The 26,496-nt window shown below is 52.0% G+C and carries 27 protein-coding genes; 13 read left to right on the forward strand and 14 right to left on the reverse strand.

Annotated features, from left to right (window positions below):
- Positions 1–10: 10 nt before the first annotated feature.
- Complete coding sequence (locus tag DEV76_RS12300; protein ID WP_109698223.1) at positions 11–1,039, forward strand: isoprenoid biosynthesis enzyme family protein; 1,029 nt, start codon at positions 11–13, stop codon at positions 1,037–1,039.
- On the forward strand, positions 1,036–2,181 hold the full coding sequence (locus DEV76_RS12305) for a hypothetical protein (RefSeq protein WP_109698224.1): 1,146 nt from the start codon (positions 1,036–1,038) through the stop codon (positions 2,179–2,181). Before DEV76_RS12300 ends, DEV76_RS12305 begins: the two co-directional genes overlap by 4 nt.
- A 58-nt stretch (positions 2,182–2,239) precedes the next feature.
- Here the strand turns inward: DEV76_RS12305 and DEV76_RS12310 are convergent, their stop codons facing one another.
- Complete coding sequence (locus DEV76_RS12310) at positions 2,240–3,571, reverse strand: ABC1 kinase family protein (RefSeq protein WP_109698225.1); 1,332 nt, start codon at positions 3,569–3,571, stop codon at positions 2,240–2,242.
- Positions 3,572–3,579: 8 nt separating this feature from the next.
- Positions 3,580–4,206 (reverse strand): TetR/AcrR family transcriptional regulator, encoded by a 627-nt coding sequence (locus tag DEV76_RS12315; protein ID WP_109698226.1) that lies wholly within the window; start codon positions 4,204–4,206, stop codon positions 3,580–3,582.
- 215 nt (positions 4,207–4,421) lie between these two features.
- Between DEV76_RS12315 and DEV76_RS12320 the strand changes: the two genes are divergently transcribed.
- Positions 4,422–4,799, forward strand: a complete 378-nt coding sequence (locus DEV76_RS12320; protein WP_109698227.1) for a VOC family protein — start codon at positions 4,422–4,424, stop codon at positions 4,797–4,799.
- Positions 4,800–4,854: 55 nt separating this feature from the next.
- Here DEV76_RS12320 and DEV76_RS12325 read toward each other — a convergent pair whose 3' ends face one another.
- The 4 genes from DEV76_RS12325 to DEV76_RS12340 form a co-directional block, all read right to left on the reverse strand.
- Positions 4,855–6,075, reverse strand: coding sequence for an MFS transporter (locus tag DEV76_RS12325; RefSeq protein ID WP_198652053.1), 1,221 nt, complete (start codon positions 6,073–6,075; stop codon positions 4,855–4,857).
- 89 nt (positions 6,076–6,164) lie between these two features.
- Positions 6,165–6,410, reverse strand: coding sequence for a hypothetical protein (locus tag DEV76_RS12330; protein WP_109698229.1), 246 nt, complete (start codon positions 6,408–6,410; stop codon positions 6,165–6,167).
- Positions 6,411–6,436: 26 nt separating this feature from the next.
- Positions 6,437–7,045, reverse strand: coding sequence for a TetR/AcrR family transcriptional regulator (locus DEV76_RS12335; RefSeq protein ID WP_109698230.1), 609 nt, complete (start codon positions 7,043–7,045; stop codon positions 6,437–6,439).
- 557 nt (positions 7,046–7,602) lie between these two features.
- On the reverse strand, positions 7,603–7,878 hold the full coding sequence (locus tag DEV76_RS12340; RefSeq protein ID WP_157962862.1) for a hypothetical protein: 276 nt from the start codon (positions 7,876–7,878) through the stop codon (positions 7,603–7,605).
- Positions 7,879–8,079: 201 nt separating this feature from the next.
- On the opposite strand from DEV76_RS12340, the gene DEV76_RS12345 reads away from it, so the two are divergent.
- The 6 genes from DEV76_RS12345 to DEV76_RS12370 all read left to right on the forward strand — a co-directional run bounded on the left by DEV76_RS12345 (position 8,080) and on the right by DEV76_RS12370 (position 14,994).
- Complete coding sequence (locus tag DEV76_RS12345) at positions 8,080–9,261, forward strand: PepSY-associated TM helix domain-containing protein (protein WP_109698232.1); 1,182 nt, start codon at positions 8,080–8,082, stop codon at positions 9,259–9,261.
- Positions 9,262–9,303: 42 nt separating this feature from the next.
- Positions 9,304–9,798 carry a cupin domain-containing protein gene (locus tag DEV76_RS12350; RefSeq protein ID WP_109698233.1) on the forward strand — a complete coding sequence of 165 codons (495 nt, stop codon included), beginning with the start codon at positions 9,304–9,306 and terminating at the stop codon, positions 9,796–9,798.
- Between the two features lie 81 nt (positions 9,799–9,879).
- A complete protein-coding gene (locus tag DEV76_RS12355) occupies positions 9,880–11,298 on the forward strand; it encodes a glycoside hydrolase family 125 protein (RefSeq protein ID WP_109698234.1) in 1,419 nt (472 codons plus the stop codon).
- 123 nt (positions 11,299–11,421) lie between these two features.
- On the forward strand, positions 11,422–11,694 hold the full coding sequence (locus DEV76_RS12360; RefSeq protein ID WP_172622344.1) for a PadR family transcriptional regulator: 273 nt from the start codon (positions 11,422–11,424) through the stop codon (positions 11,692–11,694).
- Positions 11,695–11,708: 14 nt separating this feature from the next.
- Positions 11,709–13,199: a glycerol kinase GlpK gene (gene glpK / locus DEV76_RS12365; RefSeq protein WP_198652054.1), complete on the forward strand. Its 1,491-nt coding sequence runs from the start codon at positions 11,709–11,711 to the stop codon at positions 13,197–13,199.
- Between the two features lie 247 nt (positions 13,200–13,446).
- Positions 13,447–14,994 carry a glycerol-3-phosphate dehydrogenase/oxidase gene (locus tag DEV76_RS12370; RefSeq protein WP_109698237.1) on the forward strand — a complete coding sequence of 516 codons (1,548 nt, stop codon included), beginning with the start codon at positions 13,447–13,449 and terminating at the stop codon, positions 14,992–14,994.
- Between the two features lie 6 nt (positions 14,995–15,000).
- On the opposite strand, the gene DEV76_RS12375 is transcribed toward DEV76_RS12370, so the two are convergent.
- The 4 genes from DEV76_RS12375 to DEV76_RS12390 are packed head-to-tail and all read right to left on the reverse strand — an operon-like array spanning position 15,001 to position 17,093.
- Positions 15,001–15,576 (reverse strand): nitroreductase family protein, encoded by a 576-nt coding sequence (locus DEV76_RS12375; RefSeq protein WP_109698238.1) that lies wholly within the window; start codon positions 15,574–15,576, stop codon positions 15,001–15,003.
- Positions 15,573–16,013: an acyl-CoA thioesterase gene (locus DEV76_RS12380; protein ID WP_109698239.1), complete on the reverse strand. Its 441-nt coding sequence runs from the start codon at positions 16,011–16,013 to the stop codon at positions 15,573–15,575. Before DEV76_RS12380 ends, DEV76_RS12375 begins: the two co-directional genes overlap by 4 nt.
- On the reverse strand, positions 16,000–16,587 hold the full coding sequence (gene rdgB / locus DEV76_RS12385; RefSeq protein ID WP_109698240.1) for an RdgB/HAM1 family non-canonical purine NTP pyrophosphatase: 588 nt from the start codon (positions 16,585–16,587) through the stop codon (positions 16,000–16,002). Before rdgB ends, DEV76_RS12380 begins: the two co-directional genes overlap by 14 nt.
- 8 nt (positions 16,588–16,595) lie before the next feature.
- Positions 16,596–17,093 (reverse strand): hypothetical protein, encoded by a 498-nt coding sequence (locus tag DEV76_RS12390; protein ID WP_157962863.1) that lies wholly within the window; start codon positions 17,091–17,093, stop codon positions 16,596–16,598.
- 126 nt (positions 17,094–17,219) lie between these two features.
- Between DEV76_RS12390 and DEV76_RS12395 the strand changes: the two genes are divergently transcribed.
- From DEV76_RS12395 to rpsG, 4 genes are all read left to right on the forward strand, one after another.
- Positions 17,220–18,329, forward strand: coding sequence for a branched-chain amino acid aminotransferase (locus DEV76_RS12395; protein ID WP_232826937.1), 1,110 nt, complete (start codon positions 17,220–17,222; stop codon positions 18,327–18,329).
- A gap of 256 nt (positions 18,330–18,585) precedes the next feature.
- Entirely contained in the window at positions 18,586–18,882 is a 297-nt protein-coding gene (locus DEV76_RS12400; RefSeq protein WP_109698630.1) for a hypothetical protein, read from the forward strand.
- A gap of 137 nt (positions 18,883–19,019) precedes the next feature.
- The gene (rpsL, locus tag DEV76_RS12405) at positions 19,020–19,400 is read left to right on the forward strand and encodes a 30S ribosomal protein S12 (protein ID WP_109698242.1); all 381 of its coding nucleotides are present in this window, start codon (positions 19,020–19,022) and stop codon (positions 19,398–19,400) included.
- A 31-nt stretch (positions 19,401–19,431) separates the two neighbouring features.
- Positions 19,432–19,899, forward strand: coding sequence for a 30S ribosomal protein S7 (rpsG, locus tag DEV76_RS12410; RefSeq protein ID WP_109698243.1), 468 nt, complete (start codon positions 19,432–19,434; stop codon positions 19,897–19,899).
- A 560-nt stretch (positions 19,900–20,459) separates the two neighbouring features.
- Here rpsG and DEV76_RS12420 read toward each other — a convergent pair.
- Genes DEV76_RS12420 through DEV76_RS12435 form a run of 4 tightly spaced genes read right to left on the reverse strand, consistent with a single transcriptional unit; the run spans position 20,460 to position 26,264 of the window.
- The gene (locus DEV76_RS12420) at positions 20,460–24,083 is read right to left on the reverse strand and encodes a collagen-like domain-containing protein (protein WP_109698245.1); all 3,624 of its coding nucleotides are present in this window, start codon (positions 24,081–24,083) and stop codon (positions 20,460–20,462) included.
- A gap of 5 nt (positions 24,084–24,088) precedes the next feature.
- A complete protein-coding gene (locus DEV76_RS12425; RefSeq protein ID WP_109698246.1) occupies positions 24,089–24,544 on the reverse strand; it encodes a hypothetical protein in 456 nt (151 codons plus the stop codon).
- Between the two features lie 39 nt (positions 24,545–24,583).
- On the reverse strand, positions 24,584–25,741 hold the full coding sequence (gene porV / locus DEV76_RS12430; RefSeq protein WP_109698247.1) for a type IX secretion system outer membrane channel protein PorV: 1,158 nt from the start codon (positions 25,739–25,741) through the stop codon (positions 24,584–24,586).
- Positions 25,742–25,757: 16 nt separating this feature from the next.
- Positions 25,758–26,264 (reverse strand): T9SS type A sorting domain-containing protein, encoded by a 507-nt coding sequence (locus DEV76_RS12435; protein ID WP_157962864.1) that lies wholly within the window; start codon positions 26,262–26,264, stop codon positions 25,758–25,760.
- Positions 26,265–26,496 lie beyond the last annotated feature (232 nt).

A 26,496-nucleotide genomic window follows, 5' to 3' on the forward strand; every position in this document is an offset into this window, starting at 1 on the left:
AAACCGGTCAATGAATATATTTCAATTCGGGAGTAGTGTTGTGTCTACCGTGCTGCGGGTAATGTCTGAGCGGAAGAAGGAGGCCCCCCGCGCGGAGGCGCTTCTTTCGAAGCTGGAGGCACAATTTGGCGGACGCCTTCCCGAAGAAGCACGCCGCAAGGTGATTGTGAGCTATAGTATTTACCAGCCCATGATCATTGATGCGTTTACGGCCCTCCGTGGCCGCGCCTCCACTGAGGAGGAGAAAGAACGCCTCATCCTGTATTTTATCTGCAGCGGCGCCTTCGACGATTTTATTGACCGTAACGAACTGAGTGCCGAGGATCTCGATCTTATCTCTTTTCAGCCGGAGAAATTCCAGCCCCGCCGTATAGAAGAGCAGCTGTTTTTACATTGCCACCTTGCTTTAAGGAATTACGTGCGCGACCAACAGGCGTACGACCAGGCGGCCCGCGGCCTCTTCCGTGCACAGGTAGATTCCGCTAAACAATCATTATCCACACCCGTACCGGAAGATGAATTGCTCCGCATCACACAGGAGAAAGGCGGATATGCCGTGCTGCTGTGCCACTTCTACCTGAATCACGACGCTTCGGAAGCGGAGCGTACCTGCTGGTACCGCATCGGGGGGATTATCCAGCTTACCAATGATTTATTCGATACCTGGAAAGATCTGCAGGCAGGCATGCAAACGCTGCCTACCCGCATGCGTGATGCACGTGCCTTCGGGGAATTCTTTTCCGGGCTCACCAGCGATATGATGGCTGCCGTGGCCGCCCTTCCTGTGCCGGAAGCCCGAAAACGCCCGTTCCTGCTTCGCATGATGGCGATCTGCTCTTTCGGTGATATGGCTATCCGCCAGCTGCGCAACCTCCAGGGCGATGCGCCCCTGCTGCCTGAGCTGGGCACGCTACCCCGGAAAGCACTTATTATCGATATGGAAAAACCCGCCAACATCTGGCATTGCATGCGCTTCACCTGGCAACAATGCCTTGCCGGCAGCCGCATGATCTCTGCCGCTAAACCCCTCCCTGCATGACCTTCCGGAAAATAGCCTGCTTACTTTTCATCCTTTTATATGCATTGCCTTCCCCGGCGCAGCGCGATACCCTCACGGCCAGGCTACTCCGCGAAATCGCAGCGCAACAGGTCATGGCAGACAGCTTCTACTTCACAGGAATGTTCCCCAGTATGCGCTATTACGGCAGTCCGGGCGGGAAAATGGAGCACGATAACAACGTGTTTTTCACCGGGCTCATCGCCATGACATTAGGCGAATTGCAGCAGGATCTTTCCGGGGCCGACAGTATCCTTTGCCAGCAGATCCGCTCCCGTGCCCGCACTTCGTTCCCATACTTCCGCCACCGCTCAGGCCGCAGTACGTATAACTTCTGGAAAACCAATCCCCGAACGGTATTTCCCAACTCCCGTTTTCTAAACCTATTCGTAAAATGGCACTCACTGCCCGATGATATCGACGATACATCCATCCTCCTGATGGCGATGGAAGCAGATTCTGCCACTGCTCGTGCGGCAAAGGCGCTCATGGCACAGCATGCCAATACGGTAAGCTATGGCGTGCGCAATACGTTTAAAAAGTACAGAGATATCCCGGCGTACTCCACCTGGTTCGGGAAAAGTATGCCTATAGATTTTGATGCCTGTGTATTGGCCAACACGCTGTATTTCATGCATGTGTATAATATGGCAGACGGCCGGGCCGATAGTGCTTCCGTTCAATTGTTGGAAGCGTTCATCCGCAACCGTGAGTACATCTCGCATCCCGCTTATATTTCCCCGCATTACGCCCGCTCTCCCGTATTGATCTATCACTTTGCACGCCTTATAGGCCGCTTCCCCATTCCGGAACTGGTACAGCATAAAGCGCAGCTGGCGGAAGATGCAAGGCTGCTCATGGCTGCTTCGGAAGATGATATGGATAAAGTAATCCTGTCTACCGCGTTGCTTTGGCTGGGGGAAAAGGCGCCTGAACTCGATTTGACGGGTATCAACACCAATGGCAGCTTCGTGTTCTTTGTTGCAGGGTTCAATTCATTATTACCGAATCCCTACAAGCGCATGTTCTCCGGCTATCATCTTATCAGTTACTATTACCGGTGCCCAGCCTACAACCAGGTATTGCTGTTGCAGCATCAGTTGCTACGGAAGAAGCTACAATAAAAGCAAAGCCCCGGAGATTCTCCGGGGCTTTGCTGTAAATATCATGTAGCTGTGTTTATCAGGCTACGGGGGGCGTTTTGCCCAGTTCTTCGATTCTTTCACGGCTGGTGTTTACCTGCGCACGCAGATCGCTCAGCAGGGAATACAGCCCAAAGTAGGTACGATTGATGTACAGCGAATGCCGGCTGCCACGGGCCACCTTCGATTCGCGGACTTCCTTCAGGTTGTAGAGATAATCCATGTAGGCATAAATCTCGTTGAAATAGGCTTCGTCACCGAAATCGAAATCCTGCACGGTGAAGGGCAGTGTTAGCATCCGGATCATTTCCTGGAACAGCCCGGAGAAGAACACGATGTCTTTCTCGGTATCACTGGGGTGTATCATTTCCAGCTGCGTATAGATCTCGCGGCGGCGGGCTTCATCTGCCAGCACCTCCTTATCGGTGAGGTGGAAATAATTGACGTAAAAATCTTCGGGGATCTCTTTCACACAACCGAAATCGAAGATGCCCACCGTACCGTCTTCCCGCAGCAAAAAGTTACCGGGGTGAGGGTCTGCGTGTACTTTACGGAGGTGATGCACCTGGAACTGGTAGAAGTCCCACAGGGCCTGGCCGATCTTATTCCGCACTTCCTGCGTGGGGTTCGTTTCGAGGAATTCTTTCAGGTGCTGGCCATCCAGCCAGTCCATGGTAATAATCCTGTCAGACGAAAGCTCCGGGTAGTACCGGGGAAACACCAGATTGGGGATATGTGCGCAGCTGGCACTCAGTTCCTGCGAGCGGCGGAGCTCCAGTTTGTAATCGGTTTCTTCCAGCAGCTTGGTTTCAATTTCTTCGAAATACTTATCCATATCCACTTCGTTCATGCCCACGATCCTTACGGCAAAGGGCTTTACGATGCGGAGGTCGGATTTAACACTGCTGGCCACACCGGGGTATTGGATCTTCACGGCCAGCGGGTGACCGTCTTTTTCCGCTTTGTGTACCTGGCCGATGGAAGCGGCATTGCTCGCTTTCATATCGAACTGGTCGAACAGCCGGGTAGGGGATTGGCCAAGTGTTTTGATGAAGGTGTTGACAACCAGTGGGCCTGATAACGGTGGTGCGCTGTACTGGCTCATGGCGAATTTGGCGGTATATGCTTTGGGAAGCATGCCACGGTCCATACTGAGCATCTGCGCAACTTTGAGGGCGCTGCCTTTCAGGTGGCTGAGGGTGTCGTAAATATCTTCCGCATTATCCTGGTGAAGCTGCTCTTTAGACACGGATGGGTCCATGAGCTTGCGGGTGTAATGTTTGATATAGTTGGTGCCTACTTTCAGCCCGGTAGTCACGAAGCGGCCGGCCCGCTCCACTTTGCCGGTGGGGAGGTGTTGTTGTTCTTTCATAATGGTCGCTATTTCCGGGTGAACATGAATTTACCGAAATCGATCAGACTGTCGATCGTGTTACTGTGAATCAGCTCAAAGCTCAGGTTAACAGCCTTTTCAATGGCTGCATCCGTAAGCTCGAATTGTTCACTTCTGTCGCCGATCCAGTATTTGAGGACAAACAACGCCTGTACCCAGAATCCGTGTACGTATTGGTCGGAAATGTATTTCCTTTCCCTGATCTCGGAAGTGAGGTAACCTTCCTTAATCAGCCCGGAAGCGTAATCGTAAAATGCGCGCTTGAAAGTAGAAAGCTGCCCCAGCTGGCTGAGCGGGAGATGGGAGCGGCGGTACTGTTGCAGGATGTAGCTCCTGTCTTCTTTCAGTTTTTGAACCCAGAGGAAGTAGAAAGCGAGGAGTTTTTCCCGGGAGGTATACTGCCGGTAAGTTTCATCATCTTTCAGCTGGTCAACCGTTTGCTGGAAGTATTCCAGCCAGATGTCGGCTTCAAGGCTGTCGAAATGGCTGTAGTGCTGGTAAAAGTCCGCCTCCGGCACATCGAGGATTTTGCAGAGTGCGAATACGGAAACAGGCGCCTGGCCGTTTTCGAGCCAATAGCGTTTGTACGCATCGCGAATGGATTGTTTTTCCATGTTTCTTTTTGTTTAAGAAAATGAATCGAAGGGGGAGGAACGGGTTATGATGCAAAATTAAGCCGCCATGCAATACGCGCATCAACTGATGTGGAAAATATTTTGGAGAATAGCTGCAAATCCTTGCCCGTCAGGCGTTTGAGGTAAAATGTTAATTTTTTCCAAAAGGCCGGGAAGGGAAAGTATAGTAACTTGAAACACTAAACCCGTAAAACATGGAAAACAGATTCGCCGGATTGCGCACCGTCATCTACCGCGTACCGGACATTCAGGCAGGGAAGGAGTGGTACCGCAAAGCCTTTAGCACGGACCCCTACTTCGATGAGCCTTTTTACGTTGGCTTCGAGATAGGCGGCTACGAGCTGGGCGTGCATCCCCTCGCCCCCGGCGAAGCCCATCCCGGCACAGGCGCCGTGGAAACCTACTGGGGTGTGGAAGATATCCATGAAGCTTACAATTACCTCCTTTCCCTTGGCGCCACCAGCCACGAAGCACCGCGGAATGTGGGCGGGCCTATCGAAACTGCTACGGTAACCGACCCCTGGGGCAATATCATCGGGTTGATTTACAACCCCTTGTTCAAAGTGAAATAATACAAAAAGGGCGCTGTGGAAAGCGCCCTTTTTTATGGTTATAAAGCTGAAAATATCAGGATGCCGCAGCCATCTTACCGGGTTCCGGCTGTTGTTTCACCGCAGCCGCTTCCGCCATTACCTGGCGGTTGAGGAAATACATCATGATCATCGTAACCGTTAATGCCACGGCTATCACATACCCCAGTACAGGATAATGTTCCAGGTAACCCGTTTCTGTGGAATGCACGATGCGGCTGGCAGCCACGGCAGCAATACCGCCGGATAACTGTTGCACCGCGGCATTCACACTCATAAAGGAGCCCCGGTCCTGCAAAGTGGGCAACGAGGTCATGGTAGCCTGCATGGGAATGATCCGGGCAAAAACGGCCACCATCATCACCACGTTAATAAGCATGGCAAGGTAAAACGGTGTTAGGCCGCGGTTGGTGTAAATGATCACCATGATGAGGGTTACGGTACTGGCGGCGTAAAACACATTGGCGCGGCCCGCTTTGTCAGACAGGCGCCCGATGAGCGGGGAGGCTATGAGGTTGGCCAGTCCGGATGCCATAAACAGCAGTGTTACATCGTGCTTGGCAATGCCCATGTTGTGTTGGGAAAATGCGTTGCCAAAGGGCATGAGCATGTAACCGCCCGTGGCAATGAGCACGGTGGTGAGGAAAGCCAGCCGGTAGCGCGGGTTTTTAACCGTACTGCTAAGGTGGCGGAAAGCATTTTTCTCGGTGTTCTTGCCAAGGTGGCCTGTAATAGGCTGCATGTAGTAGCCGATGGCGGCACCTAGAAGGGTACCAAAGGCGGCAATCATCCAGAAGGGGAAGTGCCAGTTGAACCGGATTGCCAGTTCCCAGCCTATGGGCACGCCAAGGATCTGGCTCAATGCCAGCGCCATCTGGGTGTAGCCCATCACCCTGCCGCGCGTTTCCGGGCGGAAGAGGTCGACTATAATAGCCATGCCGATGGAGCTGATCACCCCGCCAAAAAGCCCCGTTACAATACGGGCAGCCAGAAGCGTGGGGTAATCGTTGGCCAATGCGCAGAAATAGGTGCCGAGGATGAAGCCGGTGTAAAATAACATGAGCATCTTCTTCCGGTCGAACTTATCGGCGAAGCCTGCCGCCACAATGGCGGAAATACAGGCACTGAAAGGATAAGCGGCTACTACAAAGCCAAACTGCTGAGTGGTGAAATCGTGGAGAAGGATTTCTCCCAGCGGGTTCAGCACCATAAAATCAAGTACCACGGTAAACTGCATGAGTGACAATAGCACGATCATCAGTACCTGGTATCGGGTAAAAATCGGTTGTTTAGGAGCGTGTGTTTCCATTGAAGCGTTGAAAATCGTAGTGTGTGTCTGAATAAAAATCAGTCGGGCAGTTCTTCACAGAGGTAGCCGCACGACTGTATCCGTTCTATAATTGGTGATGGATCAGGATTGCGGGTTTCGATGCGGAGCACTTTATCGGCATCTTCCCGGTCTACCGTCCATTTGTGAAGTCCCGGCGTTCCCTCGAGCGCGGGGGCCACCTGCTGTAAGTCTTTCTTGAAACGCAGGTTGGTCCGGAATACGAGCACCTCCATTTCGGGTGCGGTTGCATAAGCCTGGTTCATGATGATGGGTTTTGATGGTTAAATGGTTAGGAAGGAATCGGATCAGGCTTCAGGGCTTTGAGCACCAGCTGCAGGGTCTGCTCCATGGCTTCTTCAGTAAGTACGAAAGGTTGATGGCCAAAGGTTTTTTTCTGTGTATGGAACTTGATGAGCTGATACAAAGGCGCGAATGCCAGCGACCAGTACACCTCAAAAGGCAATTCGATCAGCTCTTTCCGCGCAATGGCATTATGAACGAACTTTCCCATTACATCTTTGAAGGTGAGATAGATCTGACCAGATACCTTATCGTAGAGGTGGGAATACCGCATTTTTTCGATGAACTCCACATCCAGCGGGTGCTGCATAAAGTGATTGGCACGGTTCTGCCACTGCTTGCGAAGCCCGTCCGCGAAATGCATGTCAGGATCAAAGTCGTGAAGGCTTTCCCGTAACATGGTATCAGCCACGCGGATGGTAGTCTGAATAATGAGATCTTCCCGGTCCTTGTAATAGATGTAAATGGTGGCGGGCGATACACCTGCCGCCCTGGCAAGTTTATTCACCCCAAATCCGTCCAGCCCTTCTTTAACGATCATTTCGATCGCCTTTTTATGTAGCAGGCATACTTTGTTTTCATCCCTTGGTCGAACCATGCTACAAAGATAAGTGAGCGATCGCTTACTTTAAAAATGAATTTTGGAACAGGATGGGTTTAAAACTTTTAATTTCCTGAAAACCATGTAATTAATTTCAGGCAGAAATTGACAAACCTTATTCATCAACTATTAACAGGCAGTAAAAGTTGTAAGGGGGAGGATGCAAAAAGAAAGGGCGACCAGGTAAGTAAGGTTTTACTTAATGGTCACCCTTTTATGCTTTGGCGTTCCCTGCAGCTTTCGGCCGTCAGGCAGCGCGTCGTATAAATTCTGGCTACACCCCGCAACAGCACTATCGGCTGCAGCGCGACCGGGCTGTCGCGGAATGCGGGCTGGTAAAACCGGCCCTTCGGCCAACCGGTTCGCGGGCCGGTATGGCCTGTCGGAAAATAATAAGATACGCATGCAGCGATCGCATGCCTGTATATCGGATGGTCCCCACCGGCGGCCGGTTGCCGAACGCCTGGGTCTTGGAAACTGGTAGGAGTAAAGGTTTACCCAACCGTCCGGTGAGAATTAATAAATAATTGAAAAGGATTGTAATACAGAACGAATCAGCAGGGCGGGTGGAAGATTGCGCCTGCGGTGGGAGAGAGATAACGGTCCGTTACCCAGCCGGTAAATGGTTTCGCCAGATCGGCGGACACTTCCGGACGGGGGCTGTCTGCCAGCAGAACAATATCCTGCAGCTTCAGCGTAATAGGGGCGGACTGCATCTGCTGCTCGTCCGACAAGGCGTTCCCGAAAGCGGCGGCCATAATCTTCGCGCAACCGCAGTCCTCCGCAAAGTCGCGGTGGTCGATCACGTAGGCGCGCACCATACACTTCATGTACCCGGATACCCGGATTCCGAAGTGAACGCTGACAAGCGCCAGAAGACATATGGCCAGAAAGGAACGCAAAGCATCCTAAATATAGTACAAAAAACAGAAATGTGAACAGCGATTTTCCCGATCGCGCAATTCTTTTTCCCGATATGATCAATTGGCACACCCGGACTGTCGCATTTTTACATTCTATTATAGCTCCACATGAGAAAATTAGTAGGGAAATTTCACCTCTGGCTGGGACTGGCTTCCGGGTTGGTAGTATTCGTTATCAGCGTCACCGGATGCCTGCTTGTTTTTGAGTGGGAGCTTCGCAGCATTTTCAGTAAAGATTGGTTTCATCTCGATGCACCTGCCCAATCTGCGCAGGTGGCTCCACTTGCACCGTCGGCCCTCAGTACCATCGGTGAAAAAGCATTGGGCGGCGGTAAAAAGGCACAGGGTGTTATATACGGCGGGAAAGATTACAGCTCTGTTGTCCAGTTTTACGGCAGGGGGGATGAAGACTATTACCAGCAGGTGTTCCTGAACCCCTACAACGGCCAGGTACTGAAAGTGTGGGACGCGAAGGACGATTTCTTCCGCATAGTGCTGGAAGGGCATTTCTACCTTTGGTTACCCCATCATATTGGCCAGCCCATCGTCGCAATCTCAACCCTTATATTTTTAGTGATGCTGATCACCGGGCTGGTGCTCTGGTGGCCGCGTAACAAAGCCGCCCGTAAGCAACGCTTCTCCGTGAAGATGGATGCGAAGTGGAAACGCAAAAACTACGACCTGCATAACGTACTCGGGTTTTATGTGATGAGCATCGCAGTAGTGCTCGTGATAACCGGGCTGGTATGGGGTTTTGAATGGTGGAGCAATGGCTTGTACTATGCCACTACCGGCGGTAAATCGCTCAGTGATGCGAAGTACCCCGTGTCAGACACTGCTCTGCTTACGCCCGGGCATTCGCTGGCGCAGAATACAGATATCGCCTGGGAAAAAGTATATGCCGGCAGGCCGAAAGGTGCAGGCGTATCCCTGTATTTTGCATCAGGAAACACAGCACCCATCAGCGTTACGATAAACCACCGGCCGGGTACTTACTACAAAACCGATACGTATCTCTTCGATCAATATACGCTGAAGCCCCTGGAAGCATCAGGCCCGTACGCAGGAAAATATGAAAAAGCAGGCGTAGGCGATAAGCTCCGCCGCATGAATTACGACCTGCATACAGGAGCCGTGTGGGGATTCGCGGGCAAGCTGCTCATGTTCTTTGCCAGCCTTATCTGCGCCAGCTTACCCATTACCGGATTCTGCATCTGGATGGGCAGAAAGAAGAGAGCGAAGAGGTCTGTACCAAAGAAGGATAAGGCCGTTCAGCCTGCGTTCTCTTAAACTCTTCCCCTTTCCTGCCAAAAAATGCTGTAAGTTTAGCGAATGAAAAATACAGCTGCCTACTGGCGGGATACACTACAACTGACACAACACATCGAAGGCGGCTCTTTCCGAGAAACTTACCGGGCACCACTGGCCATTCAGCCGGAGGGTTTTGCCGGACCCAGAAGCGTTTCTACAGCCATTTATTTTCTGCTGGAAGACGGTGATTTCTCCGCTTTCCACCGCATCGCATCCGACGAGATGTGGCATTTTTACGATGGCACCTCCCTGCATATTTATGAGATCAGGCCCGATGGTACTTTGCATGTACACCTTCTGGGCAGGAATCTCCGCAAAGGTGAACAGCTGCAGGTACTTATCCCCGCAGGCAGCTGGTTTGCATCCAGCGTGGAAGAAACAGGAGGCTACTGCCTCGCAGGGTGCACCGTTGCGCCCGGTTTCGATTTCGCTGACTTTGAACTGGCTACCCGTGCCGATCTTGGCGCAAGGTTCCCGCAACATGCACAACTGATTGCTTTACTGACCCGCAAGTAATAGAAACTGCGGTATTTTTATGGGGTAAGATGTGTATTTCTTGCCCGGATTTTCTATTTTTCAGGTTCAATGATATAAGTTATGAGCAGAAGAAATTTTCTCCGTCAGTCCGCCATACTTTCCTCCGCAGCACTCCTGCGCCCCGCTCTCTCCTGGGCTACGGCCGATCCGTTCCCCGTTGTAAGAGTGCCGGAAGCGCAGCGCAAGTTTCGCAGCAAAGCCGTGGAAGACGCCATAGCCGCCGTACAGAAAGGTGTGAAAGATCCCGAGATGGCCTGGCTGTTCAACAACTGTTTTCCTAACACCCTCGATACCACGGTGGAATACACCACCATCAATGGCCGGCCGGACACCTATGTGATCACTGGTGATATTGACGCCATGTGGCTGCGCGACAGTACCGCACAGGTATCGCCCTACCTGCAGCTGGTATCGAAAGATAAAGACCTGCAGCACCTCATTGCCGGGGTGATCAACCACCAGGTGAAATGTATTCACAAAGATCCTTACGCCAACGCGTTCTATAAAGACGAGAACAAACGCGGAGAATGGGCCAGCGACATCACCGATATGAAGCCCGGTATCCATGAGCGCAAATGGGAAATCGATTCGCTTTGCTACCCCATCCGCCTCGCTTATCTCTACTGGAAAAAAACGGGAGACACCTCGCCCTTCGATGAGGCCTGGCAAACTTCCATTTCCCTCACCGTGAAAACGTTCCGCGAACAGCAACGCAAAAACGGTCCGGGTCCATACACCTTCCAGCGCAATACTTCCTGGGCTACCGACGGGGTGCCCCTGGCTGGTTACGGCTATCCCGTAAAACCGGTGGGCCTTATCTGCAGCACTTTCCGCCCCAGTGACGATGCCACGGTATTTCAATTCCTCGTACCGTCCAACTTCTTCGCCGTTGTAAGCCTCCGCCAGGCGGCCGAGATACTCACCGCGCAGAAGATGGATGCAGCACTGGCTGCAGAATGCCGTGCACTGGCTACTGAAGTGGAAAGCGCACTGAAGAAATATGCAGTAACCACGCATCCGCAGTTCGGTAAAGTATATGCATTCGAGGTAAACGGTTTCGGCAGCTACCACCTGATGGATGATGCCAACGTGCCAAGCCTGCTATCACTGCCTTACCTCGGCGCCGTAGCTCCGAACGATCCCATTTATGCTAATACGCGGAAGATGATCCTGTCTTCCGAAAACCCTTTCCATTTCTCCGGAAAAGCAGGGAAAGGGATTGGCAGTCCGCATACGGGAATGGACCGCATCTGGCCCATCAGCCTGGTGATGCAGGGGCTTACGAGCAAGAACGAATCGGAGATCCGCGAATGCCTCCGCATCCTGAAATCCTGCCACGCAGGGAAAGGGTTTATGCATGAGTCTTTCCACAAAGATGATCCTTCCAAATTCACCCGTTCGTGGTTTGCATGGGCCAATACTATTTTCGGAGAGTTTATCTGGAAAGTATACACCGAACGCCCGCATTTACTGCAATAATTGATTTACATTTAGTTATTCACGTACCGACCCCCGAATATGGAGCGCAAGCCTGATGCAAACGCATATTTTATTACACGGTGGCAGTCCCAGATAAAAAAGGGATTGTTCGAATACATCATTATGCTGCTGCTGCAAAAAAAGGAGCGGTACGGGTATGAGCTCATCAGCGAGATTAAAAAACTGGCGGATATGGATATCGCCGAAGGCACTATTTATCCCCTGCTGAGCCGCCTTAAGAAAGAAAAACTGGTAGAATCGAGATGGGTGGAAATGGATGAGGGCGTACCCCGCAAATATTACCAGATCACCGATCTCGGCAACGAATATCTCGAAACCATGTATCAGTACCTTGGCGAACTGATGCAGGCCATTACCGACCTGAAGCAAGTCTAAAAAATATCCGGCAGATGAACGGCGAAAAGAAATATATCCTCTCTCTCGATCTCGGCTCCAGCGCTGCCGGGGCAGTGCTCTTTTCACGCGAGGGGCAGGTAGTGATGCATTTGCAGAAAGAATACGAAAAGTATTATCCGCAACCCGGCTGGATAGAAGTAGATCCGAATGAGATCTGGTACACCATGCTGTCTGTAGTGGAAGAACTGATCGCTACCGCAGGCATCCAGGCCGCAGATATTGCCGGTATCGGCATCGCCAACCAGCGCGAAACCACCGTGATATGGGACCGTGAAAAAGGAGAGCCTGTATACAATGCCATTGCCTGGCAGGACCGGCGCACTTCCAAACTGGTAGACGAATTCCGTTACCAGGGCTTTTCCGGACTGGTGCAACGTAAAACCGGCCTCATCCTCGACGCTTATTTCTCTGCCAGCAAAATCTCCTGGATCATCGATCACATTCCCGATGCCCGGCTCCGCGCTGAGCAGGGTAAACTGGCCTTCGGTACCATCGATGCCTGGCTCATCTGGAAACTCACAGGCGGTAAAGTACATGTAACCGACTTAACGAACGCTTCCCGCACCATGCTCTTCAACATCCATACTTTGGAATGGGACGAGGAGCTGCTGCGGTTATTTAATATTCCCCATCAGTTATTACCTTCCATCTGCTCCAACAGCGAGATCATCGGGCATACCCAATCCGGATTGCTGGATGCCGTGATCCCCATTGCCGGGGTAGCGGGCGATCAGCAGGCGGCTCTTTTCGGGCAGATGTGCCTGGAGCCGGGTATGGTTAAAAATACATACGGCAGTGGGTGCTTCGCACTGATGAACACCGGCAGCAAACCCGTTACTTCCGATAATCACCTGCTCACCACCATTGCATGGAAAATAGGAGAGGATGTGACCTATGCACTCGAAGGCAGCGTGTTCGGCGGCAGCTCCGTTTTCCGCTGGATCCGCGACGGTCTCGGCCTGATTGAATCCACCGCGGAGATAGAAGCCCTCGCACAAACGGAGCCGGATAACGGCGGCGTAATGTTCGTACCGGCGCTTTCCGGTTTGGGTACCCCGCATTGGGACCCTTATGCCCGTGGCATGATCATCGGCATTACCCGTGGCACCTCCTCCGGTCATATTGCCCGGGCTGCCCTCGAAGGGGTGGCACTCGGCATAGCCGATGCGCTCGATGCCATGGAAAAAGACAGCGGCCGTGCCATCCGTGAACTTCGGGTAGATGGTACTTCCGCTACCTACGATTTTTTCATGCAGATGCAGACCGACATCCTGCAGTACCCCGTGATGCGCCCGGCAGTTATGCCGGCCAGTGCTACCGGGGCAGCTTACCTCGCAGGCCTCGCCACCGGATTCTGGACCCTGGAGGAGATCCGGGAGCAATATACCATCCAACGTGTTTTTGAACCTGCGCAGCAGCCGGGCCCCGCCCTCCGGGAGCGGTGGCAGAAAGCCGTGGCAAGGGTCAAGAACTGGGACTTCTAACCGCATGGTTCCGCGCGGCTGCTCTGGCCGGCGGACGGGGTACAGACGATTTACCGCATATATAAGACAAGGGAACAAATCCCCCCTTGCCGCGTTAATATCATAAACCCCTGACATGCAATGATCAGAACATTATTCCTGGCAGAAACTGAGATTTCCCGGAAATAGCGGGTAAAAACGATTAATTTTGCCAGTATCGGAATGCGATGTATATTGTATAATAATGCCTTGAATCCAATAGCGACAAATGAACCGTTTAGAACAACTGCAAAAAATCGGGGAAACCAGCGAGTGGGATGTAATAGTGATCGGCGGAGGCGCCACGGGCCTCGGTGCCGCGCTCGAAGCTGTAACCCGCGGATACAGAACCCTTCTCCTTGAACAATCTGATTTTGCCAAATCCACGTCAAGCAAAGCTACCAAACTCCTTCACGGCGGCGTCCGTTACCTGGCGCAGGGCGATGTTGCCTTGGTTCGCGAAGCCAGTATAGAAAGAGGGCTGTTACTGAAAAACGCACAACACCTTTCCCAGAACCTTTCCTTCGTCATCCCCGCCTATAGCTGGTGGGAAGGCATTTTTTACACCGTTGGCCTTAAAATGTATGACTGGATGGCCGGCCGCCTCAGCCTCGGTTCCTCTAAACACATCTCCCGTAAAAAGACACTGAACCTGCTGCCCGGCCTCAAAGAAGACCACCTCACGGCTGGAATCCTCTATCACGACGGCCAGTTTGATGATGCCCGCCTCGCGGTAAACCTCATGCAAACCATCTACGACAAAGGCGGCGTGGCACTCAACTATATGAAAGTAACCGGTCTGGAAAAAGACGGGAAAGGACAGCTTGCTGTGGTAAAAGCCAGCGACACCGAATCCGGCAAATCCTACCGCTTCAACACCAAAGGCATTATCAATTGCACCGGCGTGTTCGTAGATGATATCCTTGAAATGGACGATCCCACCATCAAGCGTAAGATCGTAGCCAGCCAGGGGGTACACCTCGTGCTCGACCGTTCGTTCCTTCCCGGCGATAATGCCCTTATGATCCCGAAAACATCCGACGGCCGCGTGCTCTTTGCCGTGCCCTGGCATAATAAAATAGTAGTGGGTACAACGGATAATCCCGTAAACGAGATCAGTCTCGACCCCGTTGCCATGGAAAAAGAAATTCAGTTTATCCTGGAAACTGCAGGCCAGTACCTGGAGAAAACCCCACAGCGCAGCGATGTGAAAAGCGTTTGGGCAGGCCTCCGCCCGCTGGCCAAGCCTGAAAAGAGTGAGAAAACAAAAGAGATATCCCGTAACCACAAGATCATGGTAACGCCCTCGGGCATGGTCACCATCCTTGGTGGTAAATGGACCACCTACCGTAAAATGGGGGAAGATGTGGTAGACAGGCTGGAGAAAATAAAAGGCTGGCAGGCTACTGCCTCCGTTACCCGTAACCTCCCGGTACATGGAGCAGCCGTAAAACTCAACGACAGCGACCCCTTATATTTCTATGGTGCCGATGCCGCTACGGTAAAAAGCCTGAATAATGGTGAGAAAGTACTGAGCGAGTCGCTGGGTATCATCAGTGCACAGGTACTCTGGGGAATCCGTTCTGAAATGGCGCAAACCGTGGAAGACATCCTGGCCCGCCGCACCCGTGCCCTGTTTCTCGATGCCGAAGAAGCCCTGCGCATAGCGCCTGAAGTAGCCAGGATCATGGCTGCCGAAACGGGCAAAAACGGAGAATGGGAAGCAAAGCAGGTACGTGATTTCCAGCATCTGGCTAAAACGTACCGGCTTAGCTGATAAAAATTACATCCACTTCACTTTATCTTCAAGAGGCTTTACGCGCCGCCCGGTGCGTGGAGCCTCTTCTGTATAACCCAGATAAAGGAATCCCATCACCTTGTCTTCATCCCGCAGTCCGAAATAATCCTGCATGGCGGGAGAATACGTCATTCCGCCAGAACCCCAATACACCGCGATGTTCTTAGCGGTAGCCGCGAGCCAGAGGTTTTCAACCGCACAGGCAGTAGCCGCTACTTCCTCGATCTCAGGGATTTTCGGATTGGCGCCGCGCCGCATTACCACGGCAATTACATGGGAAGCGAGGTCGCCCTGCGATTTCAGCTTGTCGTAATTGCCCGGGATATACTGGGCAGCAGGGGTGTATTGCTTGTACAATTCGGCGTGGTCGGTACAGAACTGCTGCACTTTGTCGCCACTGTACACTACAAAATACCAGGGCTCTGTGAGGCCGTGGGTAGGTGCCCAATCGGCCAGCTGGAGCAATTCACGAATGGTTTCGTCGTCGATCTTCTTGCTGTTCATAGCCGTCGGTTTTACCGTGCGGCGGTAAAGGATGATGTCCTGTATATTGTTTGTCATGCGTTGGTTTTACTGAGTTGTTCTTTTAATGCTTCCGGAAGGCGCGCTACTTTGCGGGCTTCATAATCGAAGCATACCATTCCGGTTTTAGCTTCCGCGATGAGGGTGAGCTGTCCGCCACGGAAGGTTGATACGCGGTAGAAAAGGTCGAAGCCAACGGAGGAGAACTCGTCTGCCGTTACTTCAACTGTAAGCTGGTCGCCGTAAAAACCCTCACCTTTATAGACGATGGCGGCATCGGCCATGATGAGTGCTGTGCCAAGGGCTTTCAGCTCAGTAGCGCCGAATGAAGCGAGGTAGCGCATACGTGCTTCCTGGAGAATAGACACCACGGCATCGTTCCCGAGGTGGCCGCCATAGTTGATATCCGTAATGCGGACGGGCAGCTGGGTAATGAACCGGAAGGTTTCCGGCATATCTATTTTAACTCTTGCCATTGTTATCCTGCAGGAAGGCGATCAGCTTTTTGAAAGCTTTGGCCCGGTGACTGAACTGGTTCTTTTCGCTGAGCTCCATTTCTGCAAAGGAGCGGTCGCCACCCGTGGGGCGGAAGATGGGGTCGTACCCAAATCCCTTACCGCCCGATCTGCCTGGGAGGATCTCCCCTTCGGCAACGCCTTCGAACTGGTGCTCCTCTCCGTTGAGGAAGAGGCTGATAACAGTGCGGAAGCGGGCGGTGCGTTGTGCATTCCCTTCGAGTAAGCGGAGCACTTTCTCGATGTTATCGTCGGCACTTTTGGCTTCGCCGGCATACCGGGCAGAGAGCACGCCGGGCTCACCGTTGAGCGCGTCGATCTCAAGGCCGGTATCTTCCGAGAAGGAATCTTTACCGGTCATGTTATAAATAGTGAGCGACTTCTCCCTGGCGTTTTCTTCGAGGGTAGGGTGCGGCTCGGGGATGTCGATGTCAATTCCGGCTTGCCGGAGGGTGACGATAGAGAATTGATTGCCCAGCAGGGAGCGGATCTCTTTTACCTTATTGTCGTTGTTAGTCGCAAAAACAAGTTCCATATGATCATTTAAATGCCGAATAATTGTTTGAGGCACATCCAGAGGCGGCCTTTGAGCGTTTTGTCAGTTGCAATGAGTTGCAGGTCGTCAGACATCAGTACGGAGATGCCCTGATAGGTGCCAATCCGGTATGTTTCCATAGGAGGAAGGCCCAGTGCTTCCGGTGAAATGGCGAAGTAGATCACCTGCCGGGCGGGTACTTTAGACAGGAAATCCTGCAACCGGATGCCGGGGTAATTTGCCGTATTTATCAATGCAACATCCTGCATCCCTAGCTTACATGCATTTAAGATATTAGTGAGCAAATTGAACGTTTCCTCGCTCAAATAAGCTTCCTTTTCATTTTGTATCAGCAGCAGGATGTTTTTTTGATTTTCGCCTAAATATTTGACTTCAGGCACGGCTTTCGGTTCCGCGCGAACGGCTGTAATTTCCTCCGGAATGATAGGCTGGTGGTACATTTGCGCCAACAGAAACGGGTCCAGCTGCAATCGCTCAAGGCTCATAAATATTATATTAATGCTTCAAGTGATAATCCCATGTGTGGGAAAAAACGTTTATTTGCGGATCGTTCGGTGGAACGGAAACATGCAAATAAGCGTGTAAAAATATTGAGATAAAATTGATTAACCATGATGGCAGTAGAATATCCCACCGCTAAATCTACCGTGATGGAAGAAGCGAAGCGGAGGATTAAGGTAACGAAAACCTCCCGGAGCAGCCTTCCGGAGGTAGACTTTGAGCACCTGGTATTTGGTAAAAAATATGCAGACCACATGCTGGTGGCCGATTTTGATGGTAAAGAATGGTCCAATGCGGAAATCGTACCATTTCAGCCCTTTACCGTAAGTCCTTCCAATGCCGCCTGGCATTACGGGCAGGCGATCTTTGAAGGTATCAAGGCGTATAACGATCAGCAGGGGCATCCCATGATCTTCCGTCCTTACGATAACTATGCCCGCTTCAATAAAAGCGCCGAGCGCATGGGGATGCCCGATGTACCGGAATGGCTGTTTGTAGGCGGGATGGCTATGCTGATAGACCTCGACCGGGAGTGGGTACCCTCCAACGAAGGCTGCTCGCTGTACCTCCGGCCTTTTATGATCGCCATGGATGAATTCATCGGCGTCCGCCCTTCGGATACTTACCGCTTTGCGGTGATTAACAGTCCCTCGGGCCCTTACTTCAACAAACCCATCCACCTGCTGGTGCAGGATAAATACATCCGTGCTTTCCCCGGCGGTGTTGGCTATGCCAAGGCTGCGGGTAACTATGGCGGGGCTATGTATCCTACTATGCAGGCCCGGAAAGACGGGTACGACCAGATACTGTGGGTAGACGGGGCTGAGTACAAATGGCTGCAGGAGTGTGGTACGATGAACGTATTCGTTATCATCGGGAACCGTGCGCTTACGCCGGATCTTACGAACGGAACGATCCTGGCGGGGGTAACCCGGGCCAGTGTGATTGACGTGCTGACCGATATGGGCCTGGAAGTGGAAGAACGCCCGGTATCTATAGAAGAAGTGGTGGCAGCCTGGCAAAATGGTACCCTGCGCGAGGTGTTCGGTACGGGTACTGCAGCCAGTGTGGCCTATGTGGAGCAGCTGGATTACAAAGAGCACAAGATCAGCCTTGATACCAGTAAATATGAAGTGGGCCGGGAAGTGATCGAGCGGCTGGATGCAATCCGGACGGGCAAAGCTGCCGATGAGCGCGGCTGGAATTTCAAGATCGACTAATTAACAAGTTGTTTATAGCGTTAAGCCGGGTTATGGAGACATAATCCGGCTTTTTTTATATCATTCCCCCGCCAAACTGTTGTAAATCAATATCATTTTAAGTTGGAAGCGCCTCCTGCCAAGAGGGCTGAGTCCTGTTATTAATAATATGTGCCTGAAAATGACCGGTGAAAATGGAGATTGCAGGCCTGAATACATAAGGAGTGGGGGCGGGGTGCTTGTCCGGAAAGATGAATCGTATTATCTTTGCGGCCTTATGACGCTTCCGGCTTTCAAACAAACCCTGCAGTCTGCACTGCCGCCCGCTGGCTTAACGCCGGCACAGTTGGCGATGTGGTGGGATGGAAAGGGGGATTGGGACCGGAGCCACGACATTGCGCAGGAGGATCATTCCCGTTCAGGGTCGTGGGTACATGCATATCTTCACCGGAAGGAGGGGGATGCGGGTAATGCGGCGTATTGGTATGCGAGGGCAGGGAAGCCTGTGTTTCGTGGCACGTTGGAGGAGGAGTGGGATCAGTTAACGGGAGCGCTCTTGTTGGAGAATCCCTGATAATTGACCGATTTTCGGAAAAAACTTCCTTACAATTTTGTAATGTAATAGGGAAGTGATACCTTTGCCCTCCCAAATTCCCCTAAGGGAAATTGGTTTTCATTGTAAATCAGCAGTAAAATATAAACTAGGTAAGAATGCCTACAATACAACAATTAGTAAGAAAAGGAAGAGAAATTATCCGGGCCAAGTCCAAATCCAGAGCGTTGGATGCTTGTCCGCAGCGTCGTGGCGTATGCACCCGTGTATACACTACCACCCCTAAGAAACCGAACTCCGCGTTGCGTAAGGTTGCGAAAGTAAAGCTTACAAACAAGGTGGAAGTGATCGCTTACATTCCGGGTGAAGGCCATAACCTGCAAGAGCACTCAATCGTACTGATCCGTGGTGGCAGGGTGAAAGACCTTCCGGGTGTTCGTTACCACATCGTTCGCGGTTCCCTCGATACTGCTGGTGTGAAAGACAGGAAGCAAAGCCGTTCCAAGTATGGTACTAAGAAGGAAAAGGCTAAAAAATAATTTGTAATAAATAGTTGAAATCTTTCAATAAATGAGAAAGCAAGCTGCGAAAAAATTACCCCTCGCTCCCGATCCAAGGTTCCAGGATAAACTGGTTACCCGATTCGTGAATAACATCATGGAGCAAGGAAAGAAAAGCATTGCCTACCGTATTTTCTACGATGCTGTAGACCGTGTTAGCCAGATCACTAACGAAAACGGCTACGAAATTTGGAAAAAAGCCCTGACCAACGTTACGCCTGCCGTAGAAGTACGCAGCCGCCGTATAGGTGGTGCTACCTTCCAGATCCCTGCTGAAGTTCGTGCTGACCGTAAGGTGTCTTTGAGCATCAAATGGCTGGTTCGCTACGCTGGTGAAAGAAATGGTAAGAGCATGGCTGAGAAACTGGCGAACGAAATCGTTGCTGCCAGCAAAGGTGAAGGTGCTGCTTTCAAAAAGAAAGAAGATACCCACCGTATGGCTGAAGCCAACAAGGCTTTCTCCCACTTCAAGGTATAACCATCCCGTTTTTAAGACGGTTTGTAAACATATCAAAGGCTGGTCCGGTTTCCCCGGATCAGCCTTCATGTTTTGTGGCATTTCCAATTATCTCACTGAATGATAACTTAACCCCTTTCGACTAATACTTCATCTTTTTCATGTTTTAATAAGGAGACATGGAATCAGAAACCTACGCTTGCCAACCCATTCGTTGCCTAACCTCGATTTCACATATGGCTTTAATAGTTTAAGATTATCAAAGGAAAAACTGGAAAAAGAAATCAAATTAGTTGAAGTTGGTGAGTGGAATACTAAAATAGATTTTAGCAAAGACGAGTTTTTTGTGAAGAAGCTGAAGACCGCTGAAGATATACGACGAAAGGTAGGGTTTCCTGACAAAAAGCTGTTACCTCGATAAGAACTAATTTTACCAGCATAAACGCATCAGGCTGTCGGTTATCCGGCAGCCTGATGCGTTTTTAGTAGCTCCTAATTCTGTGTAGAAGTCACTAAAGCAGCTTCTATTACGATAAAAAGCCGCCTCGTTAAGAGGCGGCTTTTTATCGTAATAGAAAATCTTACTTCACGTTCACCAGTACTTTGATCAGGCCTTTGCCGGAAGGCAGCTCCTGGAGCGCTTTTCCAAGTACCTGGCCGGTTTTTACCTTGTCCGGATCCGCTTTCATCGCATATCCTGGTGTGCTGGAAGTTACGAGAAGGTCGCCACGGGCAATTGCACCACCTTCGTCACAAACCTTTGTAGGTATAACACCTACCACACCCATGGGTACCTGCCCTTCGATGTCGTCCGTCCCTTCCTGTTCTGTCAGCAGTACACCCGGTTTAGTTGCGTAAACACCTGCCACAAGAGTGGAATAAGCCTGCGAAGATTTCTCCATCATACGGTCTGTATGTGTGGAAATCACCAATACATCGCCCGGTTCATAATCAGTCAGCGTACCGTGAACATCAAATGCTTCCGCAATGTCAGCACCACTGTTCTGTGTACCTCCGTTAAAGAAACCACGGCCTGCTTTGTTTACCCTTGCCACGTTTGCCCCTACGTTCCTGTACACTGCAATGTTGCCGGAAGCCCCACGGTGATCTACCAATAATGCAGTACCCGTACCGTCGTTGCGGATATCCACAGTAGTCTGGCCGTTGGCAGTATTGAAGTTGGAGAAACGACCTGCACGGCCGGTACCGAAGTTGGGCGTCCAGCCATAGATCGCAGTACCGGAACCGTCTGCATTGGCTTCTACCGCATTACCGTCATTGGCATTGGCAACAATACCTTCCCCTGTACCATTCGTAAGCGCTATCAAAGCGGGGCGGGGGTTGGTTGCATTTGAGACATAGAACAAACCTCCGGTACCGCCGGTTCCGTCTGCACGGCCATAAACGCCTGCAGTACCGAAATTGGCGAAGATGGAGTTCACCACGCCCACTACCCCTGCAGAGGTACCTTGCGCATTATCCACTATGAATTCTCCGGCATTACCGTTACCTACTGTCTTAGCAGTCACTACCGGGTTGTCATTATCTTCATTGAAATGTTCGAACCGTCCTGCGCGGCCGGTAGCAAAAGTGGGTACCCATGCATACATGGCAGTACCTGCACCGTCAATGTTCGTTTCCACACCATTGCCATCTTTACCGGCATTGGCAGTGATGGCATTACCATTACCATCAGTCAGTGCAATAAGTGAAGCACCGTTTCCGGAAGGGTTGGAGGCATAGAAAAGCCCTGCGCGGCCACCTGTACCTGAAGAGATACCGAATACACCCGCAGCACCGAAGTTGCCGAAGATGGTATTTACTTCTGCTCTTACGGCAGCGCCTACACTGTTCGTATTATCCAGCACGAATGAGGAAGCATTCCCCAAAGTATTATCAGGGATATTACCATTACTGTTGGATTGAACTTCAAGGATATTGGCTTCGGTATTGGTCTGGTTGAAGTTTTCGAACCTGCCTGCACGGCCGGTACTACCGCCCACACCTACACGGCCATATACTGCGATAGCTGAATTGGAAACGTCTGTACCAATAAATCCATGCACACCATATCCACCACCATCATTGCGGCCTACTACCGCACCGGCGATGTTGCTGGTAGTACGGCCCACTACAGCTTCTCCGCCGCCGGTATTGTCTCCCACCAGACCTGCACTGGTTTGACTACTTGTCATACCCTGTACCCCAAACCCGTTGATGGTGTTAGCAAATACACCTTTGCCATTCCCGGTAGTAGATACACTGATCACATTACCGTTACCTACTGTAGATGTAGAGAGTACAACATTATTGTTTGCATTGTTGGCAATTGAAATATTTGCAGCAATACCGTTATTACTGGTTGCGTTAAGGCCTGTGCCTGTATTGCTGTTAGCATACACACCAAAGCCATTGGCGGAAGCATTGCCGTACACACCAAGGCCGTTAGGAGTGGTGCCATATACACCCCATCCGGAGCCATTCTGTGAACCCCAAACACCAATCCCTAATCCACCGGTACCATTGTTGATCCCGCGCACGGCAGAAGAGAAGCCGCCCGGTGCTGTTGAGGTTATAATGCCGCGTATGCTTGCAATGTTAGATGTAGTGGTATTATTAGCACCTTCGAGAGAGGCACCATCTCCATTATTGGTAATTGAAAAAAGCGTGGCAGCATTGTTTTCCACCGCAGCGTAGGGAAGGGTAAGCCCTCCGCCTCCATTGTTGTCTGCCGAAGGCGCCCATTCAGTTCCTGAATATTTCAATACCTGGCCAGCAACCGGTGCTGTCAGGGAAACAGGAATAGTCTGGATTTTAGCTACTGAAGGGTTAGGGTATGTTCCCGAGAGATCCCCGCCTGCTGTTACTCCATTGATGTCACCAGCTGGTCCGGCCGGCCCTTGCGGGCCTACAGGGCCTGAAGGACCAATCGGGCCAATAGGTCCGGCGGGACCCATAACACCTACAGGACCTGCAGGCCCAACCGGGCCTTGAGGTCCTACAGCACCAGTTGCACCATCAGCACCTGCGGCACCTGCTGCACCTACCGCACCAGCGGGGCCTACAGGACCAATAGGGCCAGCAGGGCCTTGCGGCCCGGCAGGACCGGCTGCTCCATCGGCTCCCGTTGCACCTACAGCACCTGCAGGACCTACAGGACCAATGGGTCCTTGCGGGCCAACTGGTCCGGCTGCTCCATCGGCACCTTTTGCGCCTACAGCACCTGCAGGACCTACAGGGCCAATAGGTCCTTGCGGACCAGCGGGACCGGTTGCACCATCAGCTCCTGCAGCACCTGTTGCTCCAACAGGACCCATTGCACCGGTAGCGCCAACAGGTCCCTGGGGGCCAACTGCACCTGTAGCACCAACAGGCCCTGCGGGTCCCTGTGGTCCTACAGCGCCATCTGCACCTGCAGGTCCAACTGGGCCTATGGGACCGGCTGCACCAACAGGCCCTGCGGGTCCCTGTGGTCCAACTGCACCATTAGCACCAGCAGGTCCAACCGGTCCAATGGGGCCAATAGGTCCGGCAGCACCTGCAGGTCCGGCAGGGCCAATTGGGCCGGTAGCTCCGTCAGCACCGGTTGCGCCCATAGGTCCGGTTGCTCCTACCGGCCCGGCAGGGCCAGTAGCTCCGATTGCGCCGGCAGGGCCGATTGGACCAATTGGTCCGATAGGACCTACAGGACCGGCAGGCCCAGTAGAGCCGGCAGGTCCTGTGGCTCCGGTTGGTCCTACGGGACCAATGGCACCGGTAGCACCTTGTGGTCCTGCAGGTCCGGCAGGACCTTGCGGGCCGGGATTACCGTTAGCCGCGAACAGCGCAAACGGAACACTCAACAGTTGTTGTGTTCCGAGGGTTACAAACCCTCCTCCTGTATTTACTTCTACCTGAAGAAACTGGTTGGCATTGGCCCAGGGAACTCCTGCGAAAGTGCCGGAAACCGCAGTCCCGCGGCCTACCTGCAGTATAAAGAGGCCAAGTGCGTTGGTAGCTGTGTTATGCGTTTCCTGATATTGCACAGCGCCATTGGGGCCGCCGCCACGAACAGAAAAGCGGACGCTCAGTGCCTGATTGGCTAAAACGGTACCGTTGCTGTTACGCGCCACAGCCTGGTAGTTGATACCCGACAATGCGTTCTGGGCATAGCTCCCGGAAGCGATTGCAAGGCAGAGTATAAATAAGTATAAAGTTTTTTTCATGGTGATCAGTTTTTAGGGGTTTTCTCTTTTGGCTTGTCATAATGCAGGGAAGGCTCTTTGCCTTGTGCTGCCGGGTCAATAATAGCGGGCGCTGCTTTTGCTGATTCGCCGGCTTTAGCTTTTTGGGCAGACTCAGCGGCAGACTGGGTGCTGGGAAGCTGTCCTGCAGCAGCAGGCGCCTGTGCTTTAGCCTTACGGGCTCCCGAATTGAAACTGCGGGGAACGCCTCCTCCGGTGCCGTTTCCACCGGGGAATATATGTTGCCGTAGTGCATCCTTACTGGTGATGAAGGCTTCTTTCGGTTTAGGGGCAGTGATAGTTAACTGTTTCGGTATACCATCCTTGAAGAGGCTGGCCTTGACGCTGCCTCCGGTTTCAGAAGCTTTGGCGGATGCCTGCGAATGTGCATCGGAGAATGCGGCCATCAGCAAGAGTGGGATGAAAATGAAAAACTTGTACATGGAATTGGTGCTTTATGTTAATAAGGAAAGGTTACGTTATTATTTATCCCTGAAGGGAGTGTACATGAGCGTGAAGTTGAGACTCTTCCTTTGGCGTAAGCTTCCGCCTACTGGGAGGAGGTAAGCAAAATCGAGCTGGAAGCCCTGTACCCTTACACCGAAGCCTGCCGAGAACTGCTGACGGTTCCCCTTTGCAGGATCTTCATAGAAGTATCCGGTTCGCACGAAGAAGTTGTTTTGGTAGGAATATTCTATTCCAGCAGCGAGAGAAAACTCGCTGAACTCTTCGCGGAAGCCGTCCGGCGCATCGGTGAAGGAAGTGAAGATGGATTCCACCACACTCCTGTCGGGGTCCTTACCGCGGTCAATCTCGCTGGTGGGGTTACCATCGGGATCGAGTTTGTATACCGGAGGCGTTGGCACCAGCAGTTTGTTGACATCTGCGGCGAGGGTAAACTTGTGATCTTCCGTACGAACAAAAGTGTACCCGCCACCGATACGGAGGTTCATGGGGAGGAAGGTTTTCTTATTACTGTCGTCGGTGTAAGATAGTTTGGTACCGATGTTGGTGAAGCTGATGCCCCAGGCGTACCGGTTATTCCCTTCGATATGATTGGCATATTCTTGTGAGTAGAGGCTGATATCCCCTGCCACAGCGGAGGCTGGCTTCTGCAGCTGTCCGTTGTAAGTGCCGTTGCCCAGTTCGCTTCTGATGTACCTGGCAGTGACAGCAAGGGCGAATGCGGAACCCAGCTTTCTGGCGTATGCGAGATCTACGGCATATTCCCTGGGCCTGTACTGCTGAAGTACCATGCCATTATCATCGCGGAAGGTGACGTCACCATAATTGAAATATTTGACGGCAGCGCCAAGGCTCTGCTGTTCGCCCCAGGTTTTAAAGCCTGAGATGTAAGCCATATGCGTTTTTTTATCGAGCAGGTCCCACATCCAGGGGGAGTATGAAACGCTGGCGCCCCATTCCCCTGCGAAGGGAAGTTTGGCAGCGTTGGCGAACATGGCATTAGCGTCCGGCTCAAGTCCTGTAACGGCTCCACCGGTAGCGCTGCTCCTGGCATCTGGGTTAATAAGCAGGAATGAGCCGCCGATATTATGGGGCTGACGAGCGCTTTTCTGGGCCATCAACGGATGTACCGCCAGCAGTCCCGCAAGCACGAGGATCCATTTGAGTTGCTTCATGGTAGACCAGTTTAGGCTATTGAACAATAAGTTTTTCAGTGAACACGAACGCGTTAACCTTCAGGATGACGGTATAGATGCCAGCAGCCAGTTTATCTACGGAGGTGGGAATGACGACTTTGCCGGGGGCATAGTTACGTACGTCCTGGTAGATGACCTGTCCTGCGGTGTTCATCAGCAGGAAGGTGACGGTGGCGTTAGTCAGGAGACTGAACTGGATCTTGAAGGTTGTGAGCGCCGGGTTTGGAAATAGGGAGAAGTCCAGAATGGGGTTACCTCCCGGAGCAAGTGGGGGGAGGATCTCCGGTTGCTGGAATCCCTGGGTGAGGAGGATGGGCCCTGCGGAGAGGGGCGAGATGGCAGCTTCCCCGATGGTATAATCGAAGTGGATGCCCCCGATGATGCCTGAGCCTCCGGAGGATGCGGTTACCTGCCTGACCAGCACAAGCTGGGAGCGGGCAGGCATCCATGAGATGGCCAGGAACATGGCCAGTAACAGGTGCTTTGTAAAATTTGATTTCATAGTTAAACACAGTAGGTGAAAAGTGAGAAATGATGGATATGCAATACAGGAATCATCTGCCGTATATATCCAAAATGAATACATCGGCAAATTGATAACGGGTTATGCGCTTATTGCAAAGACGGTGTAATAGGTTCTTAAAAAATGTACTGGTTTACCCAATAGGATATACAGTGTGTTCCCGAAACATTATTTCTTATAGGTATGGCGACAAATGGCCCAGCGTATGCTG

It is taken from the genome of Chitinophaga deserti (assembly GCF_003149455.1).
GTDB lineage: Bacteria > Bacteroidota > Bacteroidia > Chitinophagales > Chitinophagaceae > Chitinophaga > Chitinophaga deserti.